Raw genomic sequence first — 25,738 nt, forward strand, 5'->3', positions numbered from 1 at the left:
CGACGAGACGAGATTGGTCAGGGGTGGTTCCGCGTGGGATTGAACCAGGGGGCGGTCGGTGCGTTGCTTCCCCGACGGTGGTCGGACCTCGAGGGTCGCGTCGGTGTCACCCAGGGAGCGCCGCTTCCTGCTCCGGGCGACATGTTCTCCTGTCAGAGGGCTAGAAACTTCCCACAGGTCCCCGCGGGGGACCTGTCGTGACCCGTCTCGTTCTCCAGGGCGCGGACCTCCTGGCCGCCTGCCGGGGTCGCGGGGGAGCGGGCCTTCCCCACGTCGCTTCGGCATCGTGGCGTGGTCATCCCCACCATCCAGGACATGTCGCGCCAGGAGCCTTGCGCTCCATGGAGGGGATGCGCGGCCCCCAGAACCCCAGGGAGGCAATCAAGCATGGATGCCATCGCGTTGCTGAAGACGGACCACAAGACGGTGGAGCAGCTCTTCCGCAGGTTCGAGAAGGCGGGCGCCAATGCCCACAAGCTGAAGCGCAAGTTGGTGGAGCAGATGGTGCTGGAGCTGTCGGTGCACGCCGCCATCGAGGAGCAGGTGTTCTATCCGGCGGTGCGCACGCGCTCGGAGCCGATGAAGGAGGAGGTGCTGCGCTCGCTGGAGGAGCACCACGTGGTGAAGTGGGTGCTGTCGGAGCTGGACGAGCTGCCCGCGGAAGCCGAGCGCTTCGACGCCAAGGTGTACGTGTTGATGGAGAATGTGCGAGCGCACGTGCTCGAGGAGGAGACCACGCTCTTCCCGGCGGTGAAGAAGGCCTTCAAGCCGCAGGAGCTGAGGGAGCTGGGGGCCTTGTTGGAGAGCGCCAAGCAGGCGGCGCCCACCCGGCCGCACCCGCTGGCTCCGGACACGCCGCCGGGCAACCTGGTGGCGGGCGCGGTGTCGGCGGTGATGGACATCGGCCGTGACGCGCTGAGGGCCGCGAGGCGCAGGGCGACGACGAAGGTGCGGGAAGTCACCGGGCGGGGCGCGAAGCAGCCACCGGCCCCCGAGTACGAGGCAGGGGACTCCGCGAGTCCGTGACGTCGGCTCCCTTGGAGAGGGCGGGGCGGACCTCCGCCCTCTCGTGCCGAGGGGACATGAATGTCGGCGGTGGGGGTTCGTCCTGAGGAGCATGGCCGCGGCATCACGACACCCGCCGTACCGGAATCCCGCCCGAGGAGGCGCAATGCTTCACGCAAAGTCCGTTCGTTCCCTGTTGCTCACCGCCATGCTGTTCACCGCACTGGGTGCCTCCGCGCAGCCCGCCGCGCCGCGCCCGCCGTTGGACCCCGCGGTGCGGACCCTGCGCGTGGAGGGCACGGGTGAGGTGAAGGCGCAGCCGGATGAGGCCTTCATCGACCTGGCTGTCGAGACGCTGGCGCCGAACGCGAAGACGGCGGGCGAGCAGAACGCGAAGAAGATGGAGAAGGTGATTGCGGCGCTGACGTCGGCGGGAATCGCGCGCAAGGACATCCAGACGCGCAACTACTCGGTGTACCCGGACTACGGGCCTCCGGCGCCGAACGAGACGGAGCCGAAGCTCAAGGGTTACCGGGTGAGCAATCTGGTGGGCGTGCACCTCACGGAGCTGTCGCGCGTGGGCAGCCTGCTGGACCAGGCGCTGGCGGCGGGGGCGAACCGGGTGGACCAGGTGCGCTTCGGGCTGGCGAAGCAGGACGCGGTCCAGGGTGAGGCGCTGCGCCAGGCGGTGGCGCGCGCGCGCAAGTCGGCCGAAGTCCTGGCGGCGGCGCTGAACGTGAAGCTGGGCGCGGTGGTGGATGCGAGCACGGTGACGGAGTCGCCGCAGATGTACCCGGCGCGCTTCGCGATGGCGGAGGCCGCGGATGCCCGCGTGGCCACGCCCATCCAGCCAGAGGAGCAGACCGTGCAGGCCAAGGTGACGCTCATCTACGTCATCGAACCGCTGCGCTGAGTCAGATGTCTCTCGCGAGGGCCTGCTCTGGCGGGCCCTCGCGGTGTGGGCAGGTGGACTGGAGAGGCATTGCGACGGGTCGTGCCATTGTCTCGATATCACCTGGGTGGAGGACGCGCTCGGTGGGTTCTGGAGCTGGATGAAGGAGCGGCCCCCGGCTGAGCCAGCGCGGCAACGCCGCGTGAGCGGGGCTGGAGCTTCCCTGGGAGCGAACAGCCCGCCTCCTGGGCCGCTCCCAGCGTGTGCCCTCGCCGCCACCGTCGAGCAGTGAGCAGCAGGGGAGCGATACGAGTGCCCCCTTTCCGCCGTCGGTCCGACATACTCCCCCGCCCCGCGCGTCTCGCGCGGGTGAGTCCTGGGAGGACACGGCACGTGAGTGGCAGGAACGTCATCGTCGTCGGAGGTACGGGCGATATCGGCCAGGCCGTCACGCGGAAGCTGCGAGCCGAGGGCCTGCGCGTCCTGTGCGCCGCGAACGACGTGGCGACGGAGACCGCGGACGCGGTGCACGTGGACGTCACCCGTGAGGACTCCGTGGTGGCGATGTTCGACAAGGCGGAGGCGGCGCTCGGCCCCATCTCCGTCCTCGTCAACTGCTCGGGTGTCGGCGTCTTCACGTCGCTCGAGAACCTGTCCCTGGAGGACTGGCGGCGCAGCCTCGAGGTGAACCTGACGGGGACGTTCCTCTGCGCGCGGGAGGCGTTCCGGCGGATGAAGCCCCGAGGCGGAGGCCGGCTCATCCACATCGGGTCCGTGAGCGACCACCTGACGTTGCCGATGAACGGCGCCTACGCGGCGTCCAAGCACGGCGTGCGCGGGCTGACAGGGGTGCTGAACGAAGAGGGCAAGGCGCTGGGCATCCGCGCCACGCTCGTGTCGCTGGGCGCGGTCTACACGTCCTTCTGGAAGTCCCGGCCGGAGTTCAGTCCCGAGGACATGCTCTCCGTGGACGACGTGGCGCAGTGCATCTGGGAGATTTCCACCAAGCCGTTGAACGTGCGGGTGGACGAGGTGCGCCTCGTTCCTCCCCGAGGTGTCCTCTGATGGAGACGCAGTCGAAGGCCCCTGTCGCGATTGTCACCGGGGCCAGTCGTGGAATTGGCGCGGCCATCGCCACGGAGCTGGCGAGGCAGGGGTTCGAGGTGGCGCTGCTGGCGCGAGACGTGGCGGCGCTGGGGCGGCTCGAGGAGCAACTGACGCGGGCCGGTGGGCGGGTCTGGCCGCTGGCCTGTGACATCGCGGACGAGAGCGCGGTGGGCGCCGCGATGGAGCGACTGGAGGCGAAGCTGGGCGTGCCTCGGGTGCTGGTGAACAACGCGGGAGTGGGTGGGCCGTTCCACCGCGTGGACGAGGTGAGCACCGCCGAGTGGGACCAGTTGTTCGGGGTGAATGTGACGGGCGTGCGCAACCTGTGTCACTGGGCGCTGCCGCGCATGAAGGCGCGGGGTTACGGGCGCATCGTGAACATCGCGTCCATCATGGGGCTCTTCGGTGGCGCGCAGTCATCCACGTACGCGGCGACCAAGCACGCGGTGGTGGGGTACTCGAAGTCCATCGCCGCCGAGTGGGGCGCCTACGGCATCACCTGCAACGCGCTCTGCCCGGGGTACATCGACACGGAGATGTTGGCGAAGGCGGACCCGGCCGTCCGCGCGCGACTGCTGGAGCGAATCCCCGTGAAGCGCTTCGGGACGCCGGAGGAGGTGGCGGGCATGGTGTCCTTCCTGGTCGGGCCCTTCAGCGGCTACGTGAACGGCAGTGCCCTGGTGATGGACGGCGGCCTGTCGGCGCACCTGGCGTCGGACCTGCCCGCGTTCTGACTCAGTCCAGGAACGGCTGGATGCCTCGGCTTCGCTTCAGGATGCCTGAAGCGAAGAACCCGCCGCAGTCCTCCGCCCATCAGGGCGTTCATGACCCATCGTGGGTCATCCAAGGGTGTGTCCGAAGCCATCCCTTGTTTGTCATGTCTGTCTCGGGCGCGGCGGACAGCGTCCGAGAAAGTCGCAGTCGGTTTCGGTTCGCCACCTACGCGGCGACAGGCGTCTTCAGGCCCCTGCGCTCCATGAAGGCGCGCAGCTCCGGCCACCGAGCCGACAGTGCCTCGAAGTCATCCGGGCGACTGCGCCGTGCCGCTGTCAGCGAAGCCTCGATGTCCGCCGCATGCATGGTCGGGTCCACTGCGTCCAGCGTGAAGGCCCTGACGAGCTTGAGCCGGCGGGCATCGCGTCCCACCAGCGCATCCGCCTCGGCGATGCGGGACACGAGCGCCGCCTGCGCGGCGGAGTACTGCCCCTCGCGGCAGAGCAGGATGATATCCGGCAGCACCGCGTAGGTGGGAGGCAGGCCACGAGCGCGCCTGCGCCCTTCCTCCAGCCACTCACGCGCCGGGGCCAGCTCTCCTTGGAGGAGGTAGGCCATGGCAATCAGGTTGGGCACCCACTGGTGCATCGCCGGCACGGCCCCACGCAGCTTGCCGGAACGTTCCACCGAGCCAAACAACTCGAGCGCTCGCGAGGCCTGTCCCAATGACAACAGGCACTGCCCGACCATGGCGACGGACAGCGCACGCTGGGCACCCTGGGTGCTGCGGCGTGCCGCCTCTTCAAAGCGATGTGCGGCTTCTTGTTCGTCGCCCGCGCTGAAGTAGGAGACCCCTTGGTTGTAGGCCCCGCTCCACCTTCGGATGCGCCAGAAGAAGAAGCCGAACAGCATGAGGAATACCGCCACCATGAACGCGGTGACCACCGGCGGCGTCAGGTATTCACGCAGCGAACTGGAGCGGGACGCGGCGTTGTAGGAAACGACGAAGATGACAACGAGCAACAGCCACAGGCCGCCCTTTTGCGCCGAGAAGAAGGGAAACGGCCGCAGATGGCGCTCTTTGGGAAGGGGAAGCGGATTCACGGGGGCTCACAAGGAGAAGGTCGCGGCGTCCTCGTAGCCTGACCGCTGCCTCGAATGCCATCAGCTCGCGGTGTCGGTGACTCGCGGCCCATGCCGATGAGGCCTGTCTTGGATTTCCCAGGGGGAGGGGGTTCGGCCCGGGGTGATTGAGAGGCTTCGTTGCCCGCTCAGGAATCCGGGCCCCGCCGGACGAGTGGCGCGGCGCCAGGCTGCCTGCCCATCGTGCTTCGGGGCTGGGGCTCGGGCTCCCCGGGTTCTCGGCTGCCTGGAGCGTTCGCATGTTGACGAGGAGTGAGAGGGCGGGGCGTGTCGAGCCCAGGCCCACGGGCACTGACGCGCATGCGGAAGCATGGGGGGACGATGGACCGCACACGCCAAGGACGGCGGTTGGTACTGGCGCTCGCGGCGGGCGTGCTGGGGAGCGGCTGCGAGCGGCAAGAGGACAAGGTGACGACGCAGAATCCGTCGGCGGACGACCGTGAGGTGCGCTCGTCCTTGTTGCGAGACCTCGTCGCCTCGCGAGAGCGCGCACCGGACCCCGAGGCGCTGAAAGGTCCAGACGACCCGGGCGGCACGGGACAGGGTGGCTCGGGACGACCCGAGCCCACGGGGACCCTGTCGGGACGCGTGGAGTGGGTGGGCGACAACGAGCTGCTCATCCGCGACACGGGCGGACAGGAGCGGGATGTCGAGGTGACGCCGGACACGCTGCTGCGGTTGAACGGGAATCCGGTGGTGGGCCTTGCCTCGATGCGCGAGGGAGACCCCGTCGAAGTGACGTACGACGACGGCCCCGGAGGTTGGGTGGCGCGACAGGTCGACGTCGTGGTTCCGCAAGCCCCGAAGCTTCCGACGGAGCGCGAGCTCCATGAGCGTGAGCGCGAGAAACCCTCGGCGCGTCAGTGAGCCTCTCTCCCTTCATGAGTCCCCGCACCGTGTGCGGCGACGCGCGTGAACCGCGCGAGCCGCTCGTGGTCATCAGCCCGCCGTGCGGGAGGGAAGGGGCCTCGGGTCAGAAGGCGTTGCCGTTCGCGCGACGTCCCGGTGAGGAGCCGAGGCTGGGATTGAGGGTGGTGTGGAGGACGAAGTCGGTGCCCGGGAATGCGTCGGGTGAGCGATTGAGGGACACGTTGTCCACGGTGCCCGTATAGGTCATCACATCCACGAGAGCGCCCGTGGAGTCGCGCAAGCTCACGCCATCACCCCCGTTGTTGAGGCCCAGCGTTCCCGTGGACGCGGGCGCGGTGTCGGGCGTGCCGAGCGGGAAGCCTCGGGAGCCGCCGAAGATGACATACGCGCGGCCCGGCGCGACGAGCGTCCCGGTGGCGAAGGTATGCCGGACCACGTTGGAGTCCCACAGCGACCAGCCAGACAGGTCAGCGGTGGAGCCGCCGGTGTTGATGACCTCGACGAATTCATGGTCGGTGTCGGGCGCGGTGCCTCCGTCGCCGGTGGGGACCGCGGGCTCGTTGGCCAGCACCTCGTTGATGAGCATCGCGGGAGGCGTCTGGGTTCCTCCGTCGGTGCTTTCGCCGCCTCCGCCGAAGTCGTAGCGGCTGACGACGGGGTAATGGTCGCTGACGATGTTGTTGTAGTTGAGGATCCGCGTGTCGGGACGGACGACGCGGACAGAGTTGGGGACGTAGACGGCGGCGACCTCGTCGCTGACGAGCGTGTGGTCGATGGTGTCGGGGTACTCGGTGGTGGTGCGCTCCGAGCGCTCGGACAAGACCTTGGTGATGAAGGTGTAGTGCGTGGGGTCGTCGAGGAGGTTCTGGAACGGCGTCGGCAGGTTCACACCGCCGTTGCGAGTGATGGAGCGGTCGACGTCGTCATTCCAGTCGCCCAGGACGAACACGCGCGCGGTGGGCAGGGCATCGAGGTACGCCTTGAGCGCGATGCTGGCCTCCTGCCTTCGCGTATAGGAATCCACATCGTCGAAGGCCTTCATGTGCAGGACGATGACGGAGATGGGAGTCGGCGCGCCGTTGATGACGGTGGTGAAGTCGACGCGCAGGGGAGGACGTCCTCCGAAGGAGAAGTCGTTCGCGGTGAGGATGAGCTCCGCGCGTTGGAAGACGAGGCTGCTGTCGTAGAGGATGCCGGGCTTCTGCTCGCCGGCGGAGTACCAGGAGCTGGCGTTGGAGACGTAGCTCCAGTCGTTGGCGAGGAAGCCGTCGTATTGGGGAAGCTGGGCCTTGAGGACCTGGAAGTCCGCGCTGTCCACCATCTCGACGAGGCCCCACACGTTGGCGCCTGCTTCGGAGAGGATGTCGCCCGCGTGAGCGAGCTGCAGGTCATCGGGCGTGCCTCCGGGTGATGTGGATGCGGGCGGCCCCTGGTTGTCCGCGCCGAACCACTCGATGTTCCAGTGGCCCACGGTGAGCACCTGTCCCGAGCCGCTGACGGTGAGCGACAACGCGCTCGAGGCGGAGGTGCCCTTGGCGTCCTGCACGACGGCGCTGAAGGACCTGGTGCCCTGTTCGGTGGGGGTGCCGGAGATGACACCGCTCGAGGAGAGGGACAGGCCGGTGGGCAGCGTGCCCACGTGGCTCCAGGTCAGGGGCGCGCGTCCGCCGCTCGCGGCGAGGGTGGCGGAGTAGGGCTGTCCGGAGACGGCCATGGGCACGGTCGTCGTCGTCACCGAGGGCGGTACGTAGACGGCGAGCGACAAGGCGCGGTCCGCGACGCGGCCGTTGGTGTCGGAGGCGCGCACGGTGAAGGCGCTGCCGGTGCTGGAGGGGGTGGTGCCGCTCACCGTGCCGGAGTTGGAGAGGGACAGGCCCGCGGGCAGCGAGCCCGAGACGACGCTCCACGAGAAGGGCGCCTTGCCACCGGAGACGGACAGGGTGGCTGAGTAGGGCTCGCCGGTGTCGGCCTCCGGGAGGGTGCTGGTGGTGATGGAGGGGAGCGCGAAGATGCTGAGCGCGAGGGGACGAAGGGCGCTTCGGCCGTTGGAGTCGCTGGCTCGGACCTGGAGGGAGAAGGGGCCGGGCACGGAGGGCGTGCCGGTGAGGCGGCCGTCACTGGAGAGCGTGAGTCCGGAGGGCAGGGTGCTGGGGGTGTCGAAGGTGTAGGGCGGCTTTCCACCGGAGGCCCCGTAGACCGCGCTCACGGGGACGGTGACGTAGCCATCGAGCGAGGTGGCCGCGCCGGTGACGACAGGCAGCGAGTAGACGGAGAGCGTGACGGCGCGGGTGCTGGTGCGGCCGGCGCTGTCGGTGACTCGAAGGGTGAGGTTGTGCGTCCCCACGCTGGAGCCGAGGGTGCCGGAGAGGATGCCCGAGCTTGGCGCGAGGGAGAGGCCCGAGGGCAGGGCGCCGCTGGCGACGGACCAGGTGAAGGGAGCGCGTCCTCCCGAGGCGGTGAGGGACGTGGTGTACGCGGTGGTGGCGTAGCCGTCGCCGAGGGTGCTGGTGATGGCGGGTGGGGCGTAGACGATGAGCGCGAGGGTGCGTTGGTCGGTGCGACCGGACTCGTCGGAGACGCGGACGGTGATGGACGCGGTGCCGCTGAAGGAGGGGGTGCCGCTCAGCGTGCCCTGAGGCGAGAGCGTGAGGCCGGGAGGTGGAGAGCCAGAGGCGAGTGTCCAGGTGAGCAAGCCACGGCCACCCGTGGCGCCGAGCGTCTGCTGATAGGGGGCGCTCAGCGTCGCATCGGAGAGTGACAGGGTGGTGATGGAGGGCAGGGCGGCGACGGTGAAGGTGACCGAGCGCGTGGTGGTGCGGCCATTGGCGTCGCGAGCGAGGACCTCGAAGGTGAAGGCGCCGTCCTGGGTGGGCTGCCCGTGGAGGAGTCCCTCGGGAGCGAGCGTGAGTCCTGGGGGCAGCGGGCCTGGCGTGGTGAAGACGAAGGGGGCCTTGCCGCCGGAGGGCTCAAGTGCGCGAGCGATGTTGTCGCGGACGTAGACGAGCTGAGGGCTCACGGGAGCGAGCGTGGGGGGCAGGTAGATGGTGACCGAGAGCTCGCGCGTGGCGGTGGCGCCGAGGGAGTCGGTGGCGCGGAGGCTGAAGGTGGAGGTGCCTCCTGCGGAGAGGGTGCCCTGGAGGCCGCCGGAGTCGAGGAGGGTGAGTCCGGGAGGAAGGGCGCCGCTGATGAGGGTCCAAGCGTAAGGGGGCGAGCCACCGGAGACCGCGAGGGGCGCGGAGTACGCGTCACCGACGTAGGCGTCGGAGAGGGTGGCGGTCTCGAAGGTGAGCGAGGTGTGGCCACCGTCGGCGGGAGTCGGGCCGGCGTCGGTGGGAGTAGGGCCGCCATCGGCGGGAGTCGGGCCGGCGTCGGTAGGAGTAGGGCCGGCGTCGGTGGGAGTCGGACCGGCGTCCTGTTCCGGCAAGAGGGGCGTGGTGGGCTTTGAGCCGGGGCATGCGGTGAGGCTGAGGGCAAAGAGCAGCGCCAGGGCGCGGTGGAACCGCATGGAGACTCCGGACCGGTAGGAGCCGAGGCCCCAGGTGAGAGAGGGCACTGTAGTCCGGAGAACTGACGACAGCTCAATCGGGTGTCAGGGGATGCGGCCAAGAAAAAGGCCGCGGCCCCCGAAGGGACCGCGGCCAGGAAGATGAGCTTGGGGGCTCAGCCCCGTGTCAGCCGATTACGGCGTCGCGGCGCCCGGAGAGATGGGCAGGAACGCGAAGTCGGCGTTGTTGTCGTTGGTATCGCCGCCGTTGGGGACGCGCTGGAGCGAGCCCGCCACCGAGTTCGAGTCCGCGGCGACGGTCCGCGTACCCTCGACGAAGCTGAGGGTCACTTCACCCGCGCCGCCGGTCAACAAGATGTTGAACACGGGGTTCTGGGGGTTCTGGGCGGGCGTCTCATAGAAGACGGTGTCGACCATCGTTCCCGTGGAGTTCTGGATGAGGCCAACGCCGTCACCAAAGCCGTTCTGGACGATGTCGTTCTGCGCGCCGCCTGAACCGGCAATGACCAGACGCAGAACACCGGGAAGCGGGTTGGCCGTGAAGAAGTTCGTGGACGCTGCGACCAGATAACCACCCGCGGGGAGTGACGTCACCGCGGTACCACTTGCATCGGTCACGGTGCTCAGGGCCGCCTTGAGGTACTCGCGACGCGGCGTCGCAGTCGAATCACCGTTGACGAGAACCAGGACGAGGTCACTCAGGTCCGCGGCCGCGTCGCCACGGTTGTAGATCTCGATGAACTCCGCGTTGTCGGTGCCAATGTTGTCGTAGTCCACCTCGTTGATGACGAGCGAAGCGCCCTGGGGCGGAGGCGTGAAGCCGTTGAAGTTCGCGCTGTTGTTCGCGGGATTGACCGGCTTGCCACCCAGGTCGGTGACCTCGCCGGAGACGGTGGCCGTATAGGCCGTACCCGCGGTCTGCTCACTCGTCGTGAGGGTCACCAGCACGCCGTCAACCGCGACGCCCGAGATGGTCAGGTTGGCGATGGTGAAGTCCGAGGCCTGCGCCGAAGCCGCATCAATCTTGCGGTCGAACGTGAGCCGAGCCTCCGTAGCGGACACGGCGGTTGCCGTGAGCAGCTTGGGCGCCGGGCAATCGAGCGTGATGTCCGAAGCGGAGGTGACCGACGGCTGCGGAGTGGTGCCAAACCGCCACATGGGGCCCGTGAAATTGAACTGGCAGCCCTGGGCGGCGTCGAGCGCCTGGGAGATCGCCGACGGGAAGCGCAGGCGGATGGCGTTGGTGGCGGGCATGCCGACCGTCGTGATGGCGAAGCCCGTGAACCCCGTACCCAACGAGCCTCCAACACCGAGGGTTCCAGAGAGAGTGACGAGCTCATACTCGTAGGTGTCCAGCGCGGTGATGAGGTCCTCCGCGGCGGAGCGGTCCACGGCGAGCGAGTTGACCGAGTGGCCCTGGCTGATGCGGGTCAGGCCCGTGACGGTCTTGGCGAGGTCCTGCTGACTGACAAGCTCCTTCAGCGCGACCGTCAGGCTGACGCGGTCACCCACAGCCACCTGGCCCAGGGCCGTGGCGTCGGAGACGAACATGGCGGGGCCATTGGGCTCCGCCTGGAGGAAGAACCCGACGGGCTCGGAGGCAGCCTGGCCCTGCACGGCGGGCTTCAGGGCCGTGACGTAGGCACCCTCGACAGGCAGGTTGGTCGCGTCATTGGCGGCGGCCAGGAAGGCGGTGATCTGCGCGCTGGTCTCAGCCGCGGTGGGGCCGGGGGCCGTCTCGCAGGCGTGGGTGGTCGTGTTGCAGACCTGGCCCGCCGAGCAGTTCGCGTTCGTCAGGCACTGCACGCACTCCGTGCGGTTGTTGCAGACCGCCTTCGCGGGGTCCACACCCGCGCACTGCGCGTCGGTGACGCAGACCTCGCACTGACCCCGGCCGTTGTTGCCCGTCAGGTCGCAGAAGTCGCGCTCGCTGCCCGCCACTCCGGCGCACTGGCCATTGTCCGTGCAGCCGCACAGGAAGTTGGCGTTGCAGGCCGGCTTGGTCGCATCGCAGTGGGTGGTGTCGCCCGGGGTGCACTCGACGCACGTCGTCGGCGTGGTGTCCGTGCGGCAGACCGGCGTCTCGGGAGCGCACGACGCGTTGTCCGCGCAGCCCTCGCAGGCGGTGCCCGTGGCGTTGCACGTCTGCTCACCCTGGCAACCCTCGGTGGCGTTGCAGACCTTGCACTCGCCAGCGCCGTTGTTGGCCGCCGTGTCGCAGATGTTGGTGGGCGAGGAGCAGCCCAGGTCGGGGCTCGTCAGCGAGTCGACGCAGACCTTGCAGGCGCCAGCGCCGCTGTTGGCCGTCGTGTCGCAGAGGGGGGCCGTGGCGGAGCAACCCAGGTCCTGCCCATTGCCCGTGGCGGAATCCGTGCACGCCTTGCAGACGCCCACGCCGTTGTTGGCGGCGGCGTCGCAGACCGGCGTCGTGGCGGAGCAGCCCAGGTCCTGCCCGTTGCCCGTGGCGGAGTCGCGGCACGCGGTGCACACGCCCTTGCCGCCAGCACCGGCGGTATCGCAGACAGGCGCGACGGAGGAGCAGCCCTCATCCGTGCCCGCGCCCGTGGCGGAGTCGCGGCAGGTCTTGCACACGCCCGCGCCGGAGCTGACATCGCACAGCTCGCCCGCGGCGCACGCCGGGTTGCACGTTACGCCTGCGTCCGGAGTGCCGGAGTCTGGAGTGCCCGAGTCCGGCGTACCTGAATCCGGCGTACCCGAATCTGGAGTGCCCGAGTCAGGCGTCGGAATGTTGATGGTGACCTGCTCGCAGGTCCCGTCATTACAGGTCCACTCCTTGCCCTGATCTGGCTGGCCATTGTCGGCGCGACAGTCGAACTGGTCGACGCACTCATCTCCACAGCCCGTGCCCAGCGTGACGAGCACGGCGGTCATGAGCGCTGCAAGCCAATTTCGCTTCTGCATGCGGTCCCCTCCAGGGATGCAGGTAGTAACTCGCCCCCCTTACACCTGAACCTGGAGAGGGTCCATTGCGGGGCCCCCGTGACACCGCCATGTCACGCAAGAATCCCTTGAAATGTCAGGTTTTCACGGAGTCTTGCGGGACGCCTGGGGTCGTGGACCCGCATACAAGTCGATGACCTGTGAAATCGCGTCCTGACACACCGCGCAGAAGGGCACGCGGTCCCGTGAGAACATCACGCAGTCGAGCTGGGGTCTGTAATACCCCCGGGCCTCGTAGTTGGCTCCTTCGAAGGCCCCGACCTTGTTCGAGTACTTCTGCGAGGAGAGGAACTTCTCCTCCCAGTCGCGCTGCGCCACGAACAGGGAGTCCATCTCGGACTCCGGCTTGCGCTGGGCACGCACCTGACGGCGGCGCTTCTGCACGTCATTGGAGTGTGTCTCATAGGCCTCCTTGCTCCATGGCGTGGGCAGGGGCGTGCCGGGTGTCATCAGGTGCTTCCACTTGAGCTGCTCCGGGTCCTTGAGCGCGGTGACGTTCTTCTCCCAGGGCTCCAGCCGGTCCGCGTTCGGCACGTAGACGGACTCGGAGGTGTAGTACTCGTCGGCGAGGCCGGCGAAGTGATGGCCGAACTCGTGGACGAAGACATAGGGCGCCCACAGGCTGTCGGCCGCCACGGTGCCGTAGAGGCCGAGGATGCCTCCGCCTCCGTAGGTGTTGCCGTTGGACAGGATTTCGACGAACTCGTAGGGCGCGAAGGCGGACAGCTCGCGGAAGGCCTTGTTGTCGAAGGTCAGGATGTAGCGCTCGCTGCCGAAGGCGTCATAGGTGGTGCCCACGGGCGACCGTCGGTGGACGCCGGTGGACGGCCTGGAGATTCCGGACTGCGCGGCGGCAGGCATCAAGCCCCAGACATTGAAGTCTGTCTTCCGTTCCTTGAAGGGAGAGAAGGTGAAGAGGATGTCCACCATACGCTTGGCGTCCTTCTCGAACTTGGGGCGCTCCGCTTCGGTGTAGCCGTCGCCGAGGATGAGCAGGTCCACCTTCTGTTCGGGTGGCCCGTTCTCCATCAGCTTCAGCAGTGGGCCCGGAGCGGGCGGCGAGGACGGGTCCACGAACATGTCCTTCGGGTCCACGATGAGTGACCACACCTCGCGGAAGGCGTTCTGCGCGTCGCGCTTCTTGAGGAGCACCTGGACGGGGCGCTCGGGCGTGGGGAAGCGAAGCGACTCGTGGAAGGTGCGGTGCTGGCTCTTCGCCTCGGTGGTGAGCTCCCACTCTCCGTAGATGGAGGCGAAGCCCCGGGAGAAGAGGACCTGGTTCGTGTCCCGGTCCCTCACCTCGAAGAGGTACTTGCCGAGGTTGGTGTCGTCGACCGCGCGTGCCGCATGGCCCGGCCAGGGCAGCGGCTCGAGGACCACCTTGTCGAGGCTGAAGCGTTCCTCGGTGGCATTGCCGGTATGGAAGTAATCCACCCGGAGGGTGCGAGGGGCCGCGGCGGAAGCGCTCGTGGCCAGGAGCAAGGCAAGAAGGGCACGCGTCATGCGCGGCACTCTATGCGGCGGCGAGGGTATCGGCGCGAATGGAGAGCGATTCCTGGGAGGTCTGGAAGTCAGAAGGTGCCGGAGAGGCTGGCCGAGAACTCCTCGCCATTCGTGGCGACACCCACCGAGACAGGCGGCGGTGCTTGGGGTGTGGGCGACAGGAGGAAGAGCACGGCCCCCGCCGCGACCGCGGCGCCGCCTCCGGCGAGCAGTCCGGTGAGGACGTTGCTCTTCTGGACCAGGGAGTTGCGAAGCCGCAGCGCCTCCTGGTCCGTGGAGAGGATTCGGCCGTTTTCGAGCCGCTTCTCCAGGTCATCGACGTTCTTCTGGGCGAGGAACCTCACCACACCTGCCCCGCCCAGTGCAGCCACGCCGGTGCCGAGCAGGACATAGGACGCCACACGCAGTGCCGGTGTGGGTCGGTCCGCGGTGTCCGCGATGCCGTCCGAGAGAAGGTCCGGAGCGCTGATGTCCATGCTGCCTCCGTGTTGGGCACCAAGCTTGTCCGAGGTCACAGCCTGCTCCCAGGGAGCACGCCCATTGGCATTCATCACCACGAGGTTGGAAGGAGATCGACCCGTGGTCACGAAGTCCACCAGGGCGGAGAGTGCTTCCGCTGGGGCATCCAAGCCCTGTGTCTTGAAACCGCCTTCTCGAAGCTTCTGGCCGCCCTCGACATTGAGCACCGTGGCGGCGAACCACTTGGGGCCACTGCTGGGGCGCTCCAGGCGCACGACGATGACCTCTTCGACACCGAGCGTGCCGCCCAGCCGGACGGCGTGACTGAGGGTCTGCTCCATGCTGGCCTCGGGCACGGAGAGGCAGGGGAACGGCGTGGCGGAGACGGAGCCCTCATAAGCGAGGTCCACGAGCAGCGGTGTGTCAGCGCCCTGCGCCTGAATCTGTCGAGGGAAGCTGATGGCTTCGCTCTTCACCAGGGTGAGGTCATAGCTGCCCGCCAGCACGTCAATCGTCAGGGGCGTCTGGCCCATCTTGATTCCGTCGAGATATACGTCCGAGGTGGGCAACGTGGACTTCACCGAGAGCTTCACTTTGCGAGTGAGGTTCAGCTCCCGCCGCAGCTTGTCGAACCCCTGGCGCACCGAGGGCGCGAAGTAGTCCGGGTCGAGCTCGTAGGCGGGCTGGAGCCGCAACACGCTCCGGAACGCGGTGTCGCTCTCCTTTTGTTTGCCCATGGCCCGATAGTTCAGGCCGTGCAGGAGTTGGGCGTTCACGAAGAGCTTCCAGCGCGCATCGCCCACGGGCAGTCGATTGATTTGCTGGAGGGCTTCGTCGATGGCCACGGCGGCTTTGCCGTTCCGGCTCTCGTAGAAGTGGTCCTGAGCGGAGTCGAGTTGTCGCTGGAGGTCTTCGTAGCTCTTGGTGGGTTGCGGAAAGAGCCGCTCGCTGAACCCGGACGCGCTCAGGACATCCTGCTCCGGGCGGGAGACGAGGGCACTGAGGAACGCGTTGGCCTGGCTGCCCAGCTCCGCGTCCTTGCAGTCTCCACTCGCGACGACCAGACGGCGAGGTGCTGCGAGCCCGAGTGTCGGAAGGGTCGCGAGGAGGAGAATAACGATTCGAAAATCTGTCATCGGAGTGGTTCCGTGAAGTGTGCCGACCGCGGGCTCCACAAGAGTGGAAGGGAGCGAGGGAACATTTGAACGCTAGCGATTGAGCCGGCGTACCCTCATTCGATATTCGGAGAGGAGGAGTTGTCGCCAGGACAGCACGAGTTCTCCAGTGCTCGTTTGTTGAAGCGTGTGCTGGTTGGTGAATACCCGGCCCTCGACTTTGAACGAGGCGTCTTCAAGTGACTCCCAATTCAGTCCCGTCCAGCGGCTGGTTCGCAAACGACTGTCCGTGGAGGTGACCGTGCTTGTCCACGCGATGAATGGGGTGCCGGTAGAATCCGTTTCAAGCGCGGGTCCCGTCGTCGTGATGGTTCCTGCGGGTGGAAGCTGGGGTGACCCCAGCAGGGCCCAGTACGAATCAAACCAGTTTTCAGTGGCGACGCAGTCGTTTCCACTGCCGGTGTCAGCGAGCCATGTGAGGATGGGTTGGTCCGTGGGGCCTAAGGCCAGGGATACGTAGGGGTCATTGATTCGAATATTGTGGTCCTCGGCGTCGAGAACCGTCCAGGTATTGTCGACGAACTGGCTGACGTGGACGGCATGCTCAGGAGAGCCGGCGGCCACCCATGCGATGGTGGGGACCTTGCTGCGTGTGTATTTCAAGACCGGGTTCGTGGAGTAGTTCGATGTGCCCCGTGCGTCGAAGCAGTTTCCGAGAGGACGCCAATTGCTTGTAACCCACTCCGCGGCGCAAACAGTGGTTGTCTCAATGACATCCGATTCGCTCCAGGCAATGGCGGGTTGACCGGAGGGGGCCCATTCGAGATGAGGATGGGCCTTCTGTGGCATCGCAGCATCGACTTCGACACGCGCCCCGAGTGGCTCCCACTGGGTTCCAGTCCATCTCTTGACCTGCACGGTCGAGGAACTCGAACTGCCAGGCTGGGTCCAGGCAACGATAGGGTTTCCTGCGGAGTCCAGGATGAGTGAGCTGTCAAGGAAGACTCCCTGGTTTGAGGATGCGAAGTGGGTCTGGCCGTAGGTCTTCCACTCGCCGTTTTCGTAGCGCTTGACATAGAGCCAATGCGAGCCGTTGTCAGACAGGTTCCATATGGCCAGCAGGTTGCCGGTTGCGTCGAAGGCGTGGCTCTTCATCGAGCTGTCACGCGCACTCAGGAGAGCCCCATCACCAGTGCCCCAAGGAATCCAGAAAGGGATGGTCCAGTCCCAGTCGGCCGACTCGGTGGTCAGGCTGTTCCCCGCGAGATCCACCAGTTGCTCGGTAAGGACCAACTGAACTGGATGTGACGGCGCATACCCGGCTCCCGGTACCACCGTCAGCGTCTTCCCATCCCCCGACAGTGACACCGTCCGAACCACGTCCACCCCGCCCACGGTGAGTCGCACGGAGGCGCTCGTCATGGTGTCCACCTTCATCGGCTCGGAGAACACGGCCTGGATGGGGCTCTTCACCCACACATCCTGCGCCCCCGGCTCCGGCGCCCGTGACACCACCTGCGGCGCCGTGCGGTCCACCACCACCACGCGCTCCTCCCCCGAGAACACCGTCTCCCCGAACACCACCCGCGCCCTCAACCGGTGCTCCCCCTCCGTCTCCCCCGTCGTGTCCCACGCATAGGTGTACGGCGACTCCAGCACCGCCAGCACCTCCCCGTCCCGGAGCAGCTCCACCCGGTCCGGGCGGTGCCCTGTCACCTCCAGGCCGATGTCCAGGACCCCCTTCGTATAGGCCGTCCCCTCGGGCGTGCGGATGCGCGCCTCGCCCTGGACGGGAGTGATGTCCGGCACCTCGATACAGGCCGGCGCGGACAGGAGAACGGCAACCACCCAGGGCAACAGGACAGGTCTTGGAGGAATCATCGCGAGGCGTCAGTGCAGGCCGTGTTCCGTTGCCCACTCGACAGTCTCATGCCCATAACAGCCCTCTCCCGCTTCCTCCAAACCACCCCAACTCCTTGCTTTCAGGCCCGGACCCACCGGCTCGGAGTCGTTCCACTTCGGGTGGAACCCAGAAGGCTCCGTCCCGGCGCTGGACACCCATCCCGTGCCCCGGAACCGCTCCGCCGCCCGCTCTCCGGGGGAGCCCCCAGGGGCATGGGTCACAAGCCCACCACCATCCCCATCTTCGGCGAGTCAGCCGTGCCACCCGTGCGCCGGCTCGCCCCTCGGAGGCCAGGGACCATGAAGCGTGCATGGAAGAACCGCGTCGTCGTCATCACCGGAGCGTCCAGCGGTATCGGCCGTGCCACCGCGCTCGCCCTCGCCAAGAAGGGCGCCCACCTCGTCCTCGCCGCCCGCCGCGAGGAGCCGCTCGAGGACCTCTCCCGTGAGTGCGTCTCCCTCGGCGTCCGCGCCGTCGCCGTCCCCACCGATGTCTCGGATTCCGCCTCCGTGCAGGCGCTCGCCCAGGAGGCCGTGCGAGCCTTCGGCCGCTTCGACGCGTGGATCAACAACGCCGGTGTCTACCTCATGGGCAGTCTGGAGGAGACCCCCGACGACGCCTTCCGCCAGCTCATGGAGACCAACTTCTTCGGCACCGTCAGCGGCACCCGCGCCGCCGTGACGCAGTTCCGCCGCCAGGGATACGGCACCCTCGTCAATGTCTCCTCGTCCTTCGGCTCCGTCACCGCGCCCTATGTCAGCGCCTACGTCGCCTCCAAACACGCCGTGAGAGGCTTCACCGCCTCTGTCCGCCAGGAGCTCCTCGATACCGGCATCCACGTGTGCACCGTGATGCCCGCCGCCATCGACACGCCCCTGTGGCACCACACCGCCAACTACACCGGCTGGCGCGTGCGCCCCGTCGAGCCCGTCTACACCCCCGAGCGCGTCGCCCGCGCCATCCTCCGCGTCCTGCGCCAACCCCGCCCCGAAGTCCTCGTAGGCCCCGCCGCCCGCGCCTTCGCCGCCATGCACGGCCTGATGCCTCGCACCTTCGAGCGCACCATGCACGGCGCCACCGAGGCCCTTCACTTCGAGGACGAACGTCAGGGCGCCACCCCCGGCAGTCTCTTCCACCCCATGTCCGAGGGCACCGCCACGTCCGGCGGCTATCACTCTCGAAGCAAGCAAGCCCTGCGCCGCCTGCTCTTCGCTGGGGGACTGCTCGCCACGGCCGCACTCTTGAGGCGGAGGGAGGTTCGGGGGCGGCTTGGAGCGCGCGTCGCCCACGTACTCGGGGTGTGAGACGCACATTGTCGTCACGGGCCCTATCCATCGCGGGCCCGTGACCGGGCCATGACACGGCCCAGGGAAAGTCCCGCCGCCATGACCGACATCGCCGTCCTCGTCAATCTGCGCGCACGCCGGGGCTCCGAGGGAGTCGGCGGCCTGGTTCAGCGCTTCCTCCCGAAGGCTCGCCTGGCGCTCACCCGCTCGCTGGAGGAGGCCCGTCACTGGATTTCCGAGCTGCGGCCCAACCCTCCCTCCCTCCTGCTGGCCGGCGGCGGTGACGGCACCATCACCGGTCTGCTCAACGAGCTGCGCGCGGCGGGCGTGGCCCTCCCCGCCATCGGCGTGCTCCCCATGGGCACCGGCAACGCCTGGGCTCGAGTCACCGGCGCCCCCCGTCCCGCCGTGGCGCTCAAGCAGATCGCCGCCATGCGCGAGGTCCTGCCGCCCACGCGTCCCTTCTCCCTGGTGCGCGTGGAGGGCAAGGTGGCGCCCTTCGCCGGCACGGGCTGGGACGCGGAGATGATTCAGGACTTCAAGGATCAGCTCTCCGCCGCGGGTCCGCTGCGCAGCCAGCAGGCGGGCCTGCGCGGCTACCTCACCGCCATGTTCACCCGGACGGTGCCTCGGCACATGTTCGGCTCCGGCAACCCCCGGGTGTCCGTCTACAACGTGGGTGAGCCCGCCCTCACCGTGGACGCTCGCGGCAACGTGATTCCGGTGCCCGGGGGTGAGACGGGCGCGCTTCTGTACGAAGGGCCCGCGGGCGTGGCCGGCGCCGCCACGACACCCGAGTGGGGCTTCGGCTTCAAGGCCTTCCCCTTCGCCCAGAGCGTGCCGCACCGGCTCTCCGTGCGCGTCTACAGCGCCGGCGTGGTCGAGGCCACGCGCAACATGTTCAAGCTGTGGCGCGGTGAGCACCCGCTGCCGCACATGCATGACTGGTTCGTCCAGCGCCTGCGCATGGACTTCGACCGCGACGTGCCCTTCCAGATGGGCGGCGACGTCATCGGCCTGCGGCGCTCGGTGGAGTTCGACCTGGCCGAGGAGAGCGTCCAGCTCGTCGACTGGCGCAAGCTGTCCCGCATGGTCGACGTGTAGCGGGCAGCACCCTCGTTGACTCGGGTGTGCTCCGGACACTATGCCGGTGCGCCGTGAGCTACACCTACGAGTACCCGAGACCTTCGTTGACGGTGGACTGCGTCGTCTTCGGCCTGGACGACGATGACCTGAAGGTGCTGCTCATCCAGCGCGGGGTGGAGCCCTTCGAGGGCCGCTGGGCGCTGCCGGGCGGCTTCGTGAAGATGGACGAGTCGCTCGAGGCCGCCGCGCGGCGCGAGCTGGAGGAGGAGTCCGGCCTGCGCCCCGGGCACCTGGAGCAGCTCTTCACTTTCGGAGAGCCCGACCGGGACCCTCGGGGCCGGGTCATCACCGTGGCGTACTTCGCGCTGGTGAAGCTCAGCGCCCACTCGCTGCGCGCCGCCACCGACGCCCGCGAGGCCGCGTGGTTCTCCGTCTGGGACACGCCCAAGCTGGCGTTCGACCACGCGGACATCCTCAACACCGCGCTCCAGCGCCTCAAGGGCAAGGTGCGCTACCAGCCCATCGGCTTCGAGCTGCTGCCGCCCAAGTTCACCCTCACCCAGCTCCAGCGCCTGTACGAAGTCGTGCTGGAGCGCGAGCTCGACAAGCGCAACTTCCGCAAGAAAATCCTGGCCATGGACCTGCTGGAGGAGCTGGACGAGGTGGAGCAGGACGTCTCCCATCGCGCCGCGCGCCTCTACCGGTTCGACCACAAGAAGTACCGCCAGCTCGAGAAGGCCGGCTTCAACTTCGAACTCTGACCCCTCGCTGTCCACCAGCGCACGGAGGCCCTGTCCTCCCGGCCGCCCGTGATTGCGTTGACATAGTGTCTAAGGGACACTATGTTGGTGTCGTAGATACACGAATCCGGAGCGAGGCTCCGCGGGACGTCGCCACCAGAGGAGAGGCGCGGCCCGTGGAGTCCCCCTTCCGGGGCGTGGGAGGCCGCCGCTCCCGGGGACCCCGGGAGACGAGGCGCGTCACCTTGCAGCACCTTCGCGTGCCGAGCCCGTTCGCGGGCCACGGGAGAGCCATGTCCTCGCTGCCCTTCGATGTCGCCGCCGCCTCCGTGCAGGGCCGGGAGCACGCGAGGGCGGGGCGCAACAACCAGGATGCCTGGTGCGTGCGGGCCAGCGAGCATGGGCTGGTGGCGGTGGTGGCGGATGGCTGTGGAAGCCAGCCGTGCAGTGAGCTGGGCGCGCAGCTCGGCGTGCGGCGGGTGGCGCAGGCGGCGTTGGTGCGATTGGCGGAAGACGGGCGTGTGGATGAAGCCGGGTTCCTTCCCGGGCTGCGAGAGGACGTGCTGTGTCTGCTGAGCGAGCTCCGGGGGGAGCTGGGCCGCGACACCTTGGGGGACTTCCTCTTCACGGTGGTGGGCGCGGTGCTGACGCCCTCTCACACGCTCGTCTTCTCCGCGGGGGATGGGGTGTGGTGCCTCAACGGCGAGGTGCATGTGCTGGGGCCCTTCGCGAACAACGCGCCGCCCTACCTCGCGTATGCCTTGTCGAGCGGAGCGCAGACGCCGCTCGTCGCGCAGGCCCTGGTGCCGACGCGGGACGTGCATGTGCTGATGCTCGGGACGGATGGCGTCTCCGACCTGGCGAAGCTCGCGGAGGCGCGCCTTCCGTCGAGTGACGAGCCGGTGGGCGCGCTGTCGCGGTTCTGGACGGAGGACCGCTACTTCGCGAACCCGGATGCGCTGCGCCGCAGGCTGGCGATGCTCAACCGCGAGCACGTGCGCGCCGACTTCGAGGCGCGGCGACTGGAGCGCACGCCGGGCCTGCTCGCGGACGACACGACGATGGTGGTGCTGCGTCGTCGCATGGGGAGGGCGTGACGCCATGGACCTCTGGCTCGAAGGCAAGAAGGTGCGGCTCAATCCCGCGAAGGCGCTGGGCAAGGGCGGCGAGGCGGATGTGTTCGACCTGGGGGATGGCCGCGCCCTCAAGGTGTTCAAGCCGCCCGAGCACCCGGACTACACGGGGCTCGCCAGCGAGCAATCCGCCGCTCGCGCCCGCCTGGACGAGCATCAGCGCAAGCTGCGCGCCTTTCCCACGGGCTTGCCAGGGCGAGTGGTGACGCCGCAGGCGCTGGCCACGGACAAGAAGGGACAGACGGTACTGGGCTACGCCATGCGCAAGCTGGACGGCGTGGAGTCCCTGCGGCGCTTCGGCGAGCCCTCGTTCCGCCGCGTCGGCGCCACGTCCGCGCGCGTGGTGGAGGTGTTGTGTGGGCTGCATCGGACGCTCGCCGGGGTGCATGCGTCGGGCGTGGTGGTGGGCGACTTCAACGACTTGAACGTGCTGGTGACGGGGCCGGCGGACGCGCACCTCATCGACGCGGACAGCTTCCAGTTTGGAGGCTTCCTGTGTTCGGTGTTCACCGAGCGCTTCCTCGACCCGGTGCGCCTGGGCGGTGCGACGAGCCTCGTTCCGACGAAGCCCGCCTCGGATGTGAGTGATTGGTATGGCTTCACCGTGGCCGCGATGCAGTCGCTCCTCTGCGTGGGGCCTCACGGCGGCGTACACCGGGCGAAGTCCCCGGCGGCACGGACGACTCCCGCGGGGCGATTGCTCCAGCGCATCACCGTCTTCCATCCAGATGTACAGTATCCGAAGCCCGCGCTCCCGCTGCGCACGCTGCCGGATGACGTGCTCCACCACCTGCACCGCGTCTTCGTGGAGGACCTGCGCGGTGTCTTCCCGCTGCCACTGCTGGAGGGCCTGCGCTTCTCCGCCTGCGCGTCGTGTGGCGTCGAACATGCGCGGAGCGCCTGTCCCACGTGCCAGCCCCACGCGGTGGCGGCGAGCACACCCGTCACCTCGGCTCGCGGTCAGGTGACGGCGACGCGCCTGTTCTCCACGCGCGGCGTCCTGGTGCACGCGAGCGTGGAGGAGGGCGTCCCCCGCTGGCTGTACCACGCGGACGGAGCCTATCGACGCGAGGACGGACGCGTGGCGCTGCGCGGACCCCTGGACCCCTCCTTGCGCTGGTCGCTGCAAGGGGACGCGACGCTGGTGGGGCGCGACGGGGTGGTGGCGGTGCTCGTCCCGGAGCGCCAGCCCGAGCGACTGAGCGTGGATTCCCCCGAGGGACGCCCGGCCTTCGCCTCCAATGCGAGACATCGCTACTGGGCGGTCGGCGGTGGATTGTGGCGGGACGGCGCGCAGGGTCCGGAGCGCATCGGTGACGTGCTGGAGGGGCAGACGCGCTTGTTCGTGGGGCCCCGCTTCGGCCTGGGCTTCCATCGCGCGGGTGGACTGCGGGACGCGTTCATCTTCGATGCGGAGCGTCTGGGATTGCGAGACGGACTCGTGTTGCCGTGGCCCTCGGGACAGCTCGTGGACGCGGACTGTGTCTTCGACGGGGCGCTGGCGCGGTTGTTCCTCGCGGAGGAGACGGCGGGGCGCACCCGGCACCACTGCGTGGTGGTGGGCTCGGACGGAGTGGTGCGCGCGAGCGATGTGGCCGAGGCGGGGGATGGCTCGTGGCTGGGCGGCGCGTTCCGGAGCGGACGGTGCGCGGTGGGGGAGGCGCTGTTCCGCGCGACGGACGTGGGCCTCACCCGCGTGGAGCTGCGCGGCGGCCGGCTGGAGGCCGTGCGCGAGTTTCCGGATGCCGAGCCCTTCGTGGACTCGGGTTGTCAGCTCCTGCTGACTCGGCAGGGGTTGTTGGTGGTGGGCAGACAGGACCTCACCACGCTGCGGATGGCGTGAGCGATTGAATTCTTCACATGGGGGTAGCGCGATGAAGAAGCACTTGAAGGAACTTCCGATGCCTGGCTTCTACCGGGCGGACCACGCGGGCCAGTACAGCTATGGCCCCGACGCGGGAAGGCTCCAACTGGAGGCGGGCGCGTGGCGGGGCGCGCATGGACTCACTTCGGCGGCGGCGGATGGGTTCAACCTGCACCTGTTGCTCATCGACGTGCAGAAGGACTTCTGCTTCCCGGAGGGCTCGCTCTACGTCGCCGGACGCAGCGGACGCGGCGCGGTGGACGACAGCCGGCGAATCGCCGAGTTCATCTACAAGAACCTGGGCACGCTGACGAACGTCACGGCGACGCTGGACACCCACTTCGCGTACCAGATTTTCTTCCCGTCCTTCTGGGTGGACCAGGATGACAAGCCGCTCACGCCGTACCGCGAGGTGACTCGCGAGCACATCGAACGCGGGCAGGCCCGGCCCAACCCCGCGATGGCGAAGTGGCTGTGCGGCGGCAACTACCCCTGGCTGCTCAAGCAGGTGAAGTACTACTGCGAGGAATTGGAACGCGCGGGGAAGTACACGCTGTACCTGTGGCCGCCGCACTGCCTCCTGGGCGGCGACGGACACGCGCTGGCCGGCGTGGTGCAAGAGGCGCGGCTGTTCCACTCGTACGCGCGCGGCATGCAGTCCTGGGCGGAGGTGAAGGGCGGCAACCCGTTGACGGAGAACTACTCCGTGCTGCGGCCGGAGGTGATGAGCCGGCATGACGGCCAGCCGCTGGCACAGCGCAACACCCAGTTCCTCAAGACGCTGTTGACGGCGGACGCGGTGGTGATTGGCGGACAGGCCGCGAGCCACTGCGTGAAGAGCTCCATCGACGACCTGCTCGGAGAAATCGTCGCGCAGGACGCGGCGTTGGCTCGCAAGGTGTATCTGTTGACGGACTGCATGTCCGCGGTGACGGTGCCCGACGGCAAGGGCGGTTTCGCGGCGGACTTCACCCCGCAGGCGGATGCGGCGCTGAAGCGCTTCGCCGACGCGGGCATGCACCTGGTGAAGTCCACGGACCCGCTGACGAGCTGGCCGGACCTGCGCATCGGCTGAGAGTAGTCCCTTCGTCACGAATCTGATGCTCCGACCTTGCTCCGAAGGGAACGAGGCGGGCGGAGCCATGCCCTCGGACCGAGGGAGAAAGTGAGCTGGACATGAGCAGTACGAGCAAGTCGACGTGGGCCCACCCGACGGCGGTGACGAAGCTCTTCGAGGACGCGCACGCGGAAGGAGTGCTGAGCCCCGCGGGGTTGCAGGCGCTGTCCGTGGTGGACCTGGGAGCGCAAATCCAGGCGGGGCTCGGCGTGCGCGTGGAGGACGTGCAGGCCAGCGAGGTGGTGCTGGTGACGGTGATGCCGGACGACTCGGGGAGCATCTCCTCGGGCGGGCACACGAAGACGGTGTGCGACGGGCACAACCTGGTGCTCGACTCGCTGTTGGCGAGCAAGCAGAAGGACGGCGTCCTCTTCCACACGCGCTACCTGAATGGCCATGTCCTCAATCCCTACCGGCCGCTGGAGGACGTGGTCCGGATGCACTCGAAGAACTACAGCGCGGACCAGGGCACGCCGCTGTACGACCAGGCGGTGGTGCTGTTAGGCACGGTGCTGGCGAAGTCCCAGGAGTTCAGCGGCAACGGCGTGCCGGTGCGCACGGTGACGCTGCTGATTACCGACGGCGCGGACATGCACTCCAGCCGCGCCCGGGCGAAGGACGTGGCGGCGGTGGTGAATGATTTGCGCCGCGCGGAGAACCACATCGTCGCGGCGATGGGCATCGACGACGGGAGCACGGACTTCCGGCGCGTGTTCCTGGAGATGGGCATCGAGGACAAATGGATTCTGACGCCCGGCCAGACAGCGCAGGAGATTCGCGCGGCCTTCCAGGTGTTCAGCCAGTCCGCGGTGCGAGTGAGTCAGGGGGCCGCGAGCTTCAGCCGCACGGCCCTGGGGGGCTTCGGACGGTGAGGCGTCAGGCCTCCTCTTCTTCCTCTACTTCTTCATCTTCTTCGATGTACTTGAAGACGAACCGTGACGTGTCGGTCAGGGCTTCGAGCACGGTGAAGCCCGGCCCAGCATCCATGACTCCTACAGCGTTCGTGTCGAGGTAGATTTCAATGTACCGGGCGCGCTCCAGGTCCTCGACGAGCCTCCAGCGGATGCCGCTCGGGGGAAGCCTGTCGCCTTCGCGGTAGCAGGGGACCTCGAAGGAGACGGGGGTGGAGAGCCGTGCCGGGTCGCCTCGGAAGATGCGGGCGATGCGTCCTTCCACCACGGCCTCGCCCGGGGTGTGGGGCGGGAGCGTGACGCGGGTTACCTCGAGCTGGACGTGAAGCTTCGCGTGTCGGGCGGCGCCGGCATCGCGACGGGCATAATCAGAAGGAAGGAGGGCCATGTCCAAAGCCTACCCTGACGAGGCCCGGAGAGGGAT

The 25,738-nt window shown here is 68.1% G+C and carries 19 protein-coding genes; 12 read left to right on the plus strand and 7 right to left on the minus strand.

The genetic code is table 11. From position 1 onward, the window contains the following. Positions 1-387 precede the first annotated feature (387 nt). The 4 genes from G4D83_RS18070 (at position 388) to G4D83_RS18085 (ending at position 3,738) form a co-directional block, all read left to right on the plus strand. Positions 388-1,026 carry a hemerythrin domain-containing protein gene (locus G4D83_RS18070; protein ID WP_163866012.1) on the plus strand — a complete coding sequence of 213 codons (639 nt, stop codon included), beginning with the start codon at positions 388-390 and terminating at the stop codon, positions 1,024-1,026. A gap of 145 nt (positions 1,027-1,171) precedes the next feature. Beyond that, positions 1,172-1,918: an SIMPL domain-containing protein gene (locus tag G4D83_RS18075; protein ID WP_163866013.1), complete on the plus strand. Its 747-nt coding sequence runs from the start codon at positions 1,172-1,174 to the stop codon at positions 1,916-1,918. A gap of 372 nt (positions 1,919-2,290) precedes the next feature. Continuing rightward, positions 2,291-2,962: an SDR family oxidoreductase gene (locus G4D83_RS18080; protein ID WP_163866014.1), complete on the plus strand. Its 672-nt coding sequence runs from the start codon at positions 2,291-2,293 to the stop codon at positions 2,960-2,962. Further along, positions 2,962-3,738: an SDR family NAD(P)-dependent oxidoreductase gene (locus G4D83_RS18085; RefSeq protein WP_163866015.1), complete on the plus strand. Its 777-nt coding sequence runs from the start codon at positions 2,962-2,964 to the stop codon at positions 3,736-3,738. Before G4D83_RS18080 ends, G4D83_RS18085 begins: the two co-directional genes overlap by 1 nt. A 205-nt stretch (positions 3,739-3,943) precedes the next feature. On the opposite strand, the gene G4D83_RS18090 is transcribed toward G4D83_RS18085, so the two are convergent. Continuing rightward, positions 3,944-4,822 (minus strand): tetratricopeptide repeat protein, encoded by an 879-nt coding sequence (locus tag G4D83_RS18090; RefSeq protein ID WP_163866016.1) that lies wholly within the window; start codon positions 4,820-4,822, stop codon positions 3,944-3,946. A 360-nt stretch (positions 4,823-5,182) separates the two neighbouring features. Between G4D83_RS18090 and G4D83_RS18095 the strand changes: the two genes are divergently transcribed. Continuing rightward, positions 5,183-5,728: a hypothetical protein gene (locus G4D83_RS18095; RefSeq protein WP_163866017.1), complete on the plus strand. Its 546-nt coding sequence runs from the start codon at positions 5,183-5,185 to the stop codon at positions 5,726-5,728. A gap of 106 nt (positions 5,729-5,834) precedes the next feature. Here the strand turns inward: G4D83_RS18095 and G4D83_RS46850 are convergent, their stop codons facing one another. The 5 genes from G4D83_RS46850 to G4D83_RS18120 all read right to left on the minus strand — a co-directional run bounded on the left by G4D83_RS46850 (position 5,835) and on the right by G4D83_RS18120 (position 17,155). After that, positions 5,835-9,236, minus strand: a complete 3,402-nt coding sequence (locus G4D83_RS46850) for a putative Ig domain-containing protein (protein ID WP_163866018.1) — start codon at positions 9,234-9,236, stop codon at positions 5,835-5,837. A gap of 174 nt (positions 9,237-9,410) precedes the next feature. Further along, the gene (locus G4D83_RS46855) at positions 9,411-12,158 is read right to left on the minus strand and encodes a lamin tail domain-containing protein (protein WP_163866019.1); all 2,748 of its coding nucleotides are present in this window, start codon (positions 12,156-12,158) and stop codon (positions 9,411-9,413) included. A 123-nt stretch (positions 12,159-12,281) separates the two neighbouring features. Then, positions 12,282-13,700, minus strand: a complete 1,419-nt coding sequence (locus tag G4D83_RS18110) for an IgA Peptidase M64 (RefSeq protein WP_163866020.1) — start codon at positions 13,698-13,700, stop codon at positions 12,282-12,284. A gap of 68 nt (positions 13,701-13,768) precedes the next feature. Further along, positions 13,769-15,295, minus strand: coding sequence for a PEGA domain-containing protein (locus tag G4D83_RS18115; RefSeq protein WP_163866021.1), 1,527 nt, complete (start codon positions 15,293-15,295; stop codon positions 13,769-13,771). Positions 15,296-15,367: 72 nt separating this feature from the next. Further along, entirely contained in the window at positions 15,368-17,155 is a 1,788-nt protein-coding gene (locus tag G4D83_RS18120; RefSeq protein WP_205522655.1) for an Ig-like domain-containing protein, read from the minus strand. 321 nt (positions 17,156-17,476) lie between these two features. Between G4D83_RS18120 and G4D83_RS18125 the strand changes: the two genes are divergently transcribed. The 7 genes from G4D83_RS18125 (at position 17,477) to G4D83_RS18155 (ending at position 25,275) form a co-directional block, all read left to right on the plus strand. Next, positions 17,477-18,481 carry an SDR family NAD(P)-dependent oxidoreductase gene (locus G4D83_RS18125; RefSeq protein WP_163866023.1) on the plus strand — a complete coding sequence of 335 codons (1,005 nt, stop codon included), beginning with the start codon at positions 17,477-17,479 and terminating at the stop codon, positions 18,479-18,481. Between the two features lie 81 nt (positions 18,482-18,562). Next, the gene (locus G4D83_RS18130) at positions 18,563-19,567 is read left to right on the plus strand and encodes a diacylglycerol/lipid kinase family protein (protein ID WP_163866024.1); all 1,005 of its coding nucleotides are present in this window, start codon (positions 18,563-18,565) and stop codon (positions 19,565-19,567) included. Between the two features lie 53 nt (positions 19,568-19,620). Beyond that, the gene (locus tag G4D83_RS18135; RefSeq protein ID WP_163866025.1) at positions 19,621-20,310 is read left to right on the plus strand and encodes an NUDIX hydrolase; all 690 of its coding nucleotides are present in this window, start codon (positions 19,621-19,623) and stop codon (positions 20,308-20,310) included. Between the two features lie 272 nt (positions 20,311-20,582). After that, on the plus strand, positions 20,583-21,386 hold the full coding sequence (locus G4D83_RS18140) for a protein phosphatase 2C domain-containing protein (protein ID WP_163866026.1): 804 nt from the start codon (positions 20,583-20,585) through the stop codon (positions 21,384-21,386). Positions 21,387-21,390: 4 nt separating this feature from the next. Next, the gene (locus G4D83_RS18145; RefSeq protein ID WP_163866027.1) at positions 21,391-23,265 is read left to right on the plus strand and encodes a hypothetical protein; all 1,875 of its coding nucleotides are present in this window, start codon (positions 21,391-21,393) and stop codon (positions 23,263-23,265) included. Between the two features lie 31 nt (positions 23,266-23,296). Beyond that, a complete protein-coding gene (locus tag G4D83_RS18150) occupies positions 23,297-24,361 on the plus strand; it encodes a cysteine hydrolase family protein (protein WP_163866028.1) in 1,065 nt (354 codons plus the stop codon). Between the two features lie 101 nt (positions 24,362-24,462). Beyond that, on the plus strand, positions 24,463-25,275 hold the full coding sequence (locus G4D83_RS18155) for a hypothetical protein (protein WP_163866029.1): 813 nt from the start codon (positions 24,463-24,465) through the stop codon (positions 25,273-25,275). A gap of 4 nt (positions 25,276-25,279) precedes the next feature. Here G4D83_RS18155 and G4D83_RS18160 read toward each other — a convergent pair whose 3' ends face one another. Next, positions 25,280-25,702 carry a hypothetical protein gene (locus tag G4D83_RS18160; protein ID WP_163866030.1) on the minus strand — a complete coding sequence of 141 codons (423 nt, stop codon included), beginning with the start codon at positions 25,700-25,702 and terminating at the stop codon, positions 25,280-25,282. Positions 25,703-25,738: the final 36 nt, after the last annotated feature.

The sequence above is a fragment of the Myxococcus eversor genome, assembly GCF_010894455.1.
In the GTDB taxonomy this organism is placed as follows: Bacteria; Myxococcota; Myxococcia; order Myxococcales; family Myxococcaceae; genus Myxococcus; species Myxococcus eversor.

Bases quoted from the DNA above. Each gene is read 5' to 3' on its own strand.
- G4D83_RS18140 (WP_163866026.1), top strand. From the start codon at position 20,583: ATGTCCTCGCTGCCCTTCGATGTCGCCGCCGCCTCCGTGCAGGGCCGG.
- G4D83_RS46855 (WP_163866019.1), bottom strand. From the start codon at position 12,158: ATGCAGAAGCGAAATTGGCTTGCAGCGCTCATGACCGCCGTGCTCGTC.
- G4D83_RS18070 (WP_163866012.1), top strand. From the start codon at position 388: ATGGATGCCATCGCGTTGCTGAAGACGGACCACAAGACGGTGGAGCAG.
- G4D83_RS18130 (WP_163866024.1), top strand. From the start codon at position 18,563: ATGACCGACATCGCCGTCCTCGTCAATCTGCGCGCACGCCGGGGCTCC.
- G4D83_RS18150 (WP_163866028.1), top strand. From the start codon at position 23,297: ATGAAGAAGCACTTGAAGGAACTTCCGATGCCTGGCTTCTACCGGGCG.
- G4D83_RS18145 (WP_163866027.1), top strand. From the start codon at position 21,391: ATGGACCTCTGGCTCGAAGGCAAGAAGGTGCGGCTCAATCCCGCGAAG.
- G4D83_RS18095 (WP_163866017.1), top strand. From the start codon at position 5,183: ATGGACCGCACACGCCAAGGACGGCGGTTGGTACTGGCGCTCGCGGCG.
- G4D83_RS18120 (WP_205522655.1), bottom strand. From the start codon at position 17,155: ATGATTCCTCCAAGACCTGTCCTGTTGCCCTGGGTGGTTGCCGTTCTC.
- G4D83_RS46850 (WP_163866018.1), bottom strand. From the start codon at position 9,236: ATGCGGTTCCACCGCGCCCTGGCGCTGCTCTTTGCCCTCAGCCTCACC.
- G4D83_RS18085 (WP_163866015.1), top strand. From the start codon at position 2,962: ATGGAGACGCAGTCGAAGGCCCCTGTCGCGATTGTCACCGGGGCCAGT.
- G4D83_RS18155 (WP_163866029.1), top strand. From the start codon at position 24,463: ATGAGCAGTACGAGCAAGTCGACGTGGGCCCACCCGACGGCGGTGACG.
- G4D83_RS18110 (WP_163866020.1), bottom strand. From the start codon at position 13,700: ATGACGCGTGCCCTTCTTGCCTTGCTCCTGGCCACGAGCGCTTCCGCC.
- G4D83_RS18115 (WP_163866021.1), bottom strand. From the start codon at position 15,295: ATGACAGATTTTCGAATCGTTATTCTCCTCCTCGCGACCCTTCCGACA.
- G4D83_RS18125 (WP_163866023.1), top strand. From the start codon at position 17,477: ATGAAGCGTGCATGGAAGAACCGCGTCGTCGTCATCACCGGAGCGTCC.
- G4D83_RS18075 (WP_163866013.1), top strand. From the start codon at position 1,172: ATGCTTCACGCAAAGTCCGTTCGTTCCCTGTTGCTCACCGCCATGCTG.
- G4D83_RS18160 (WP_163866030.1), bottom strand. From the start codon at position 25,702: ATGGCCCTCCTTCCTTCTGATTATGCCCGTCGCGATGCCGGCGCCGCC.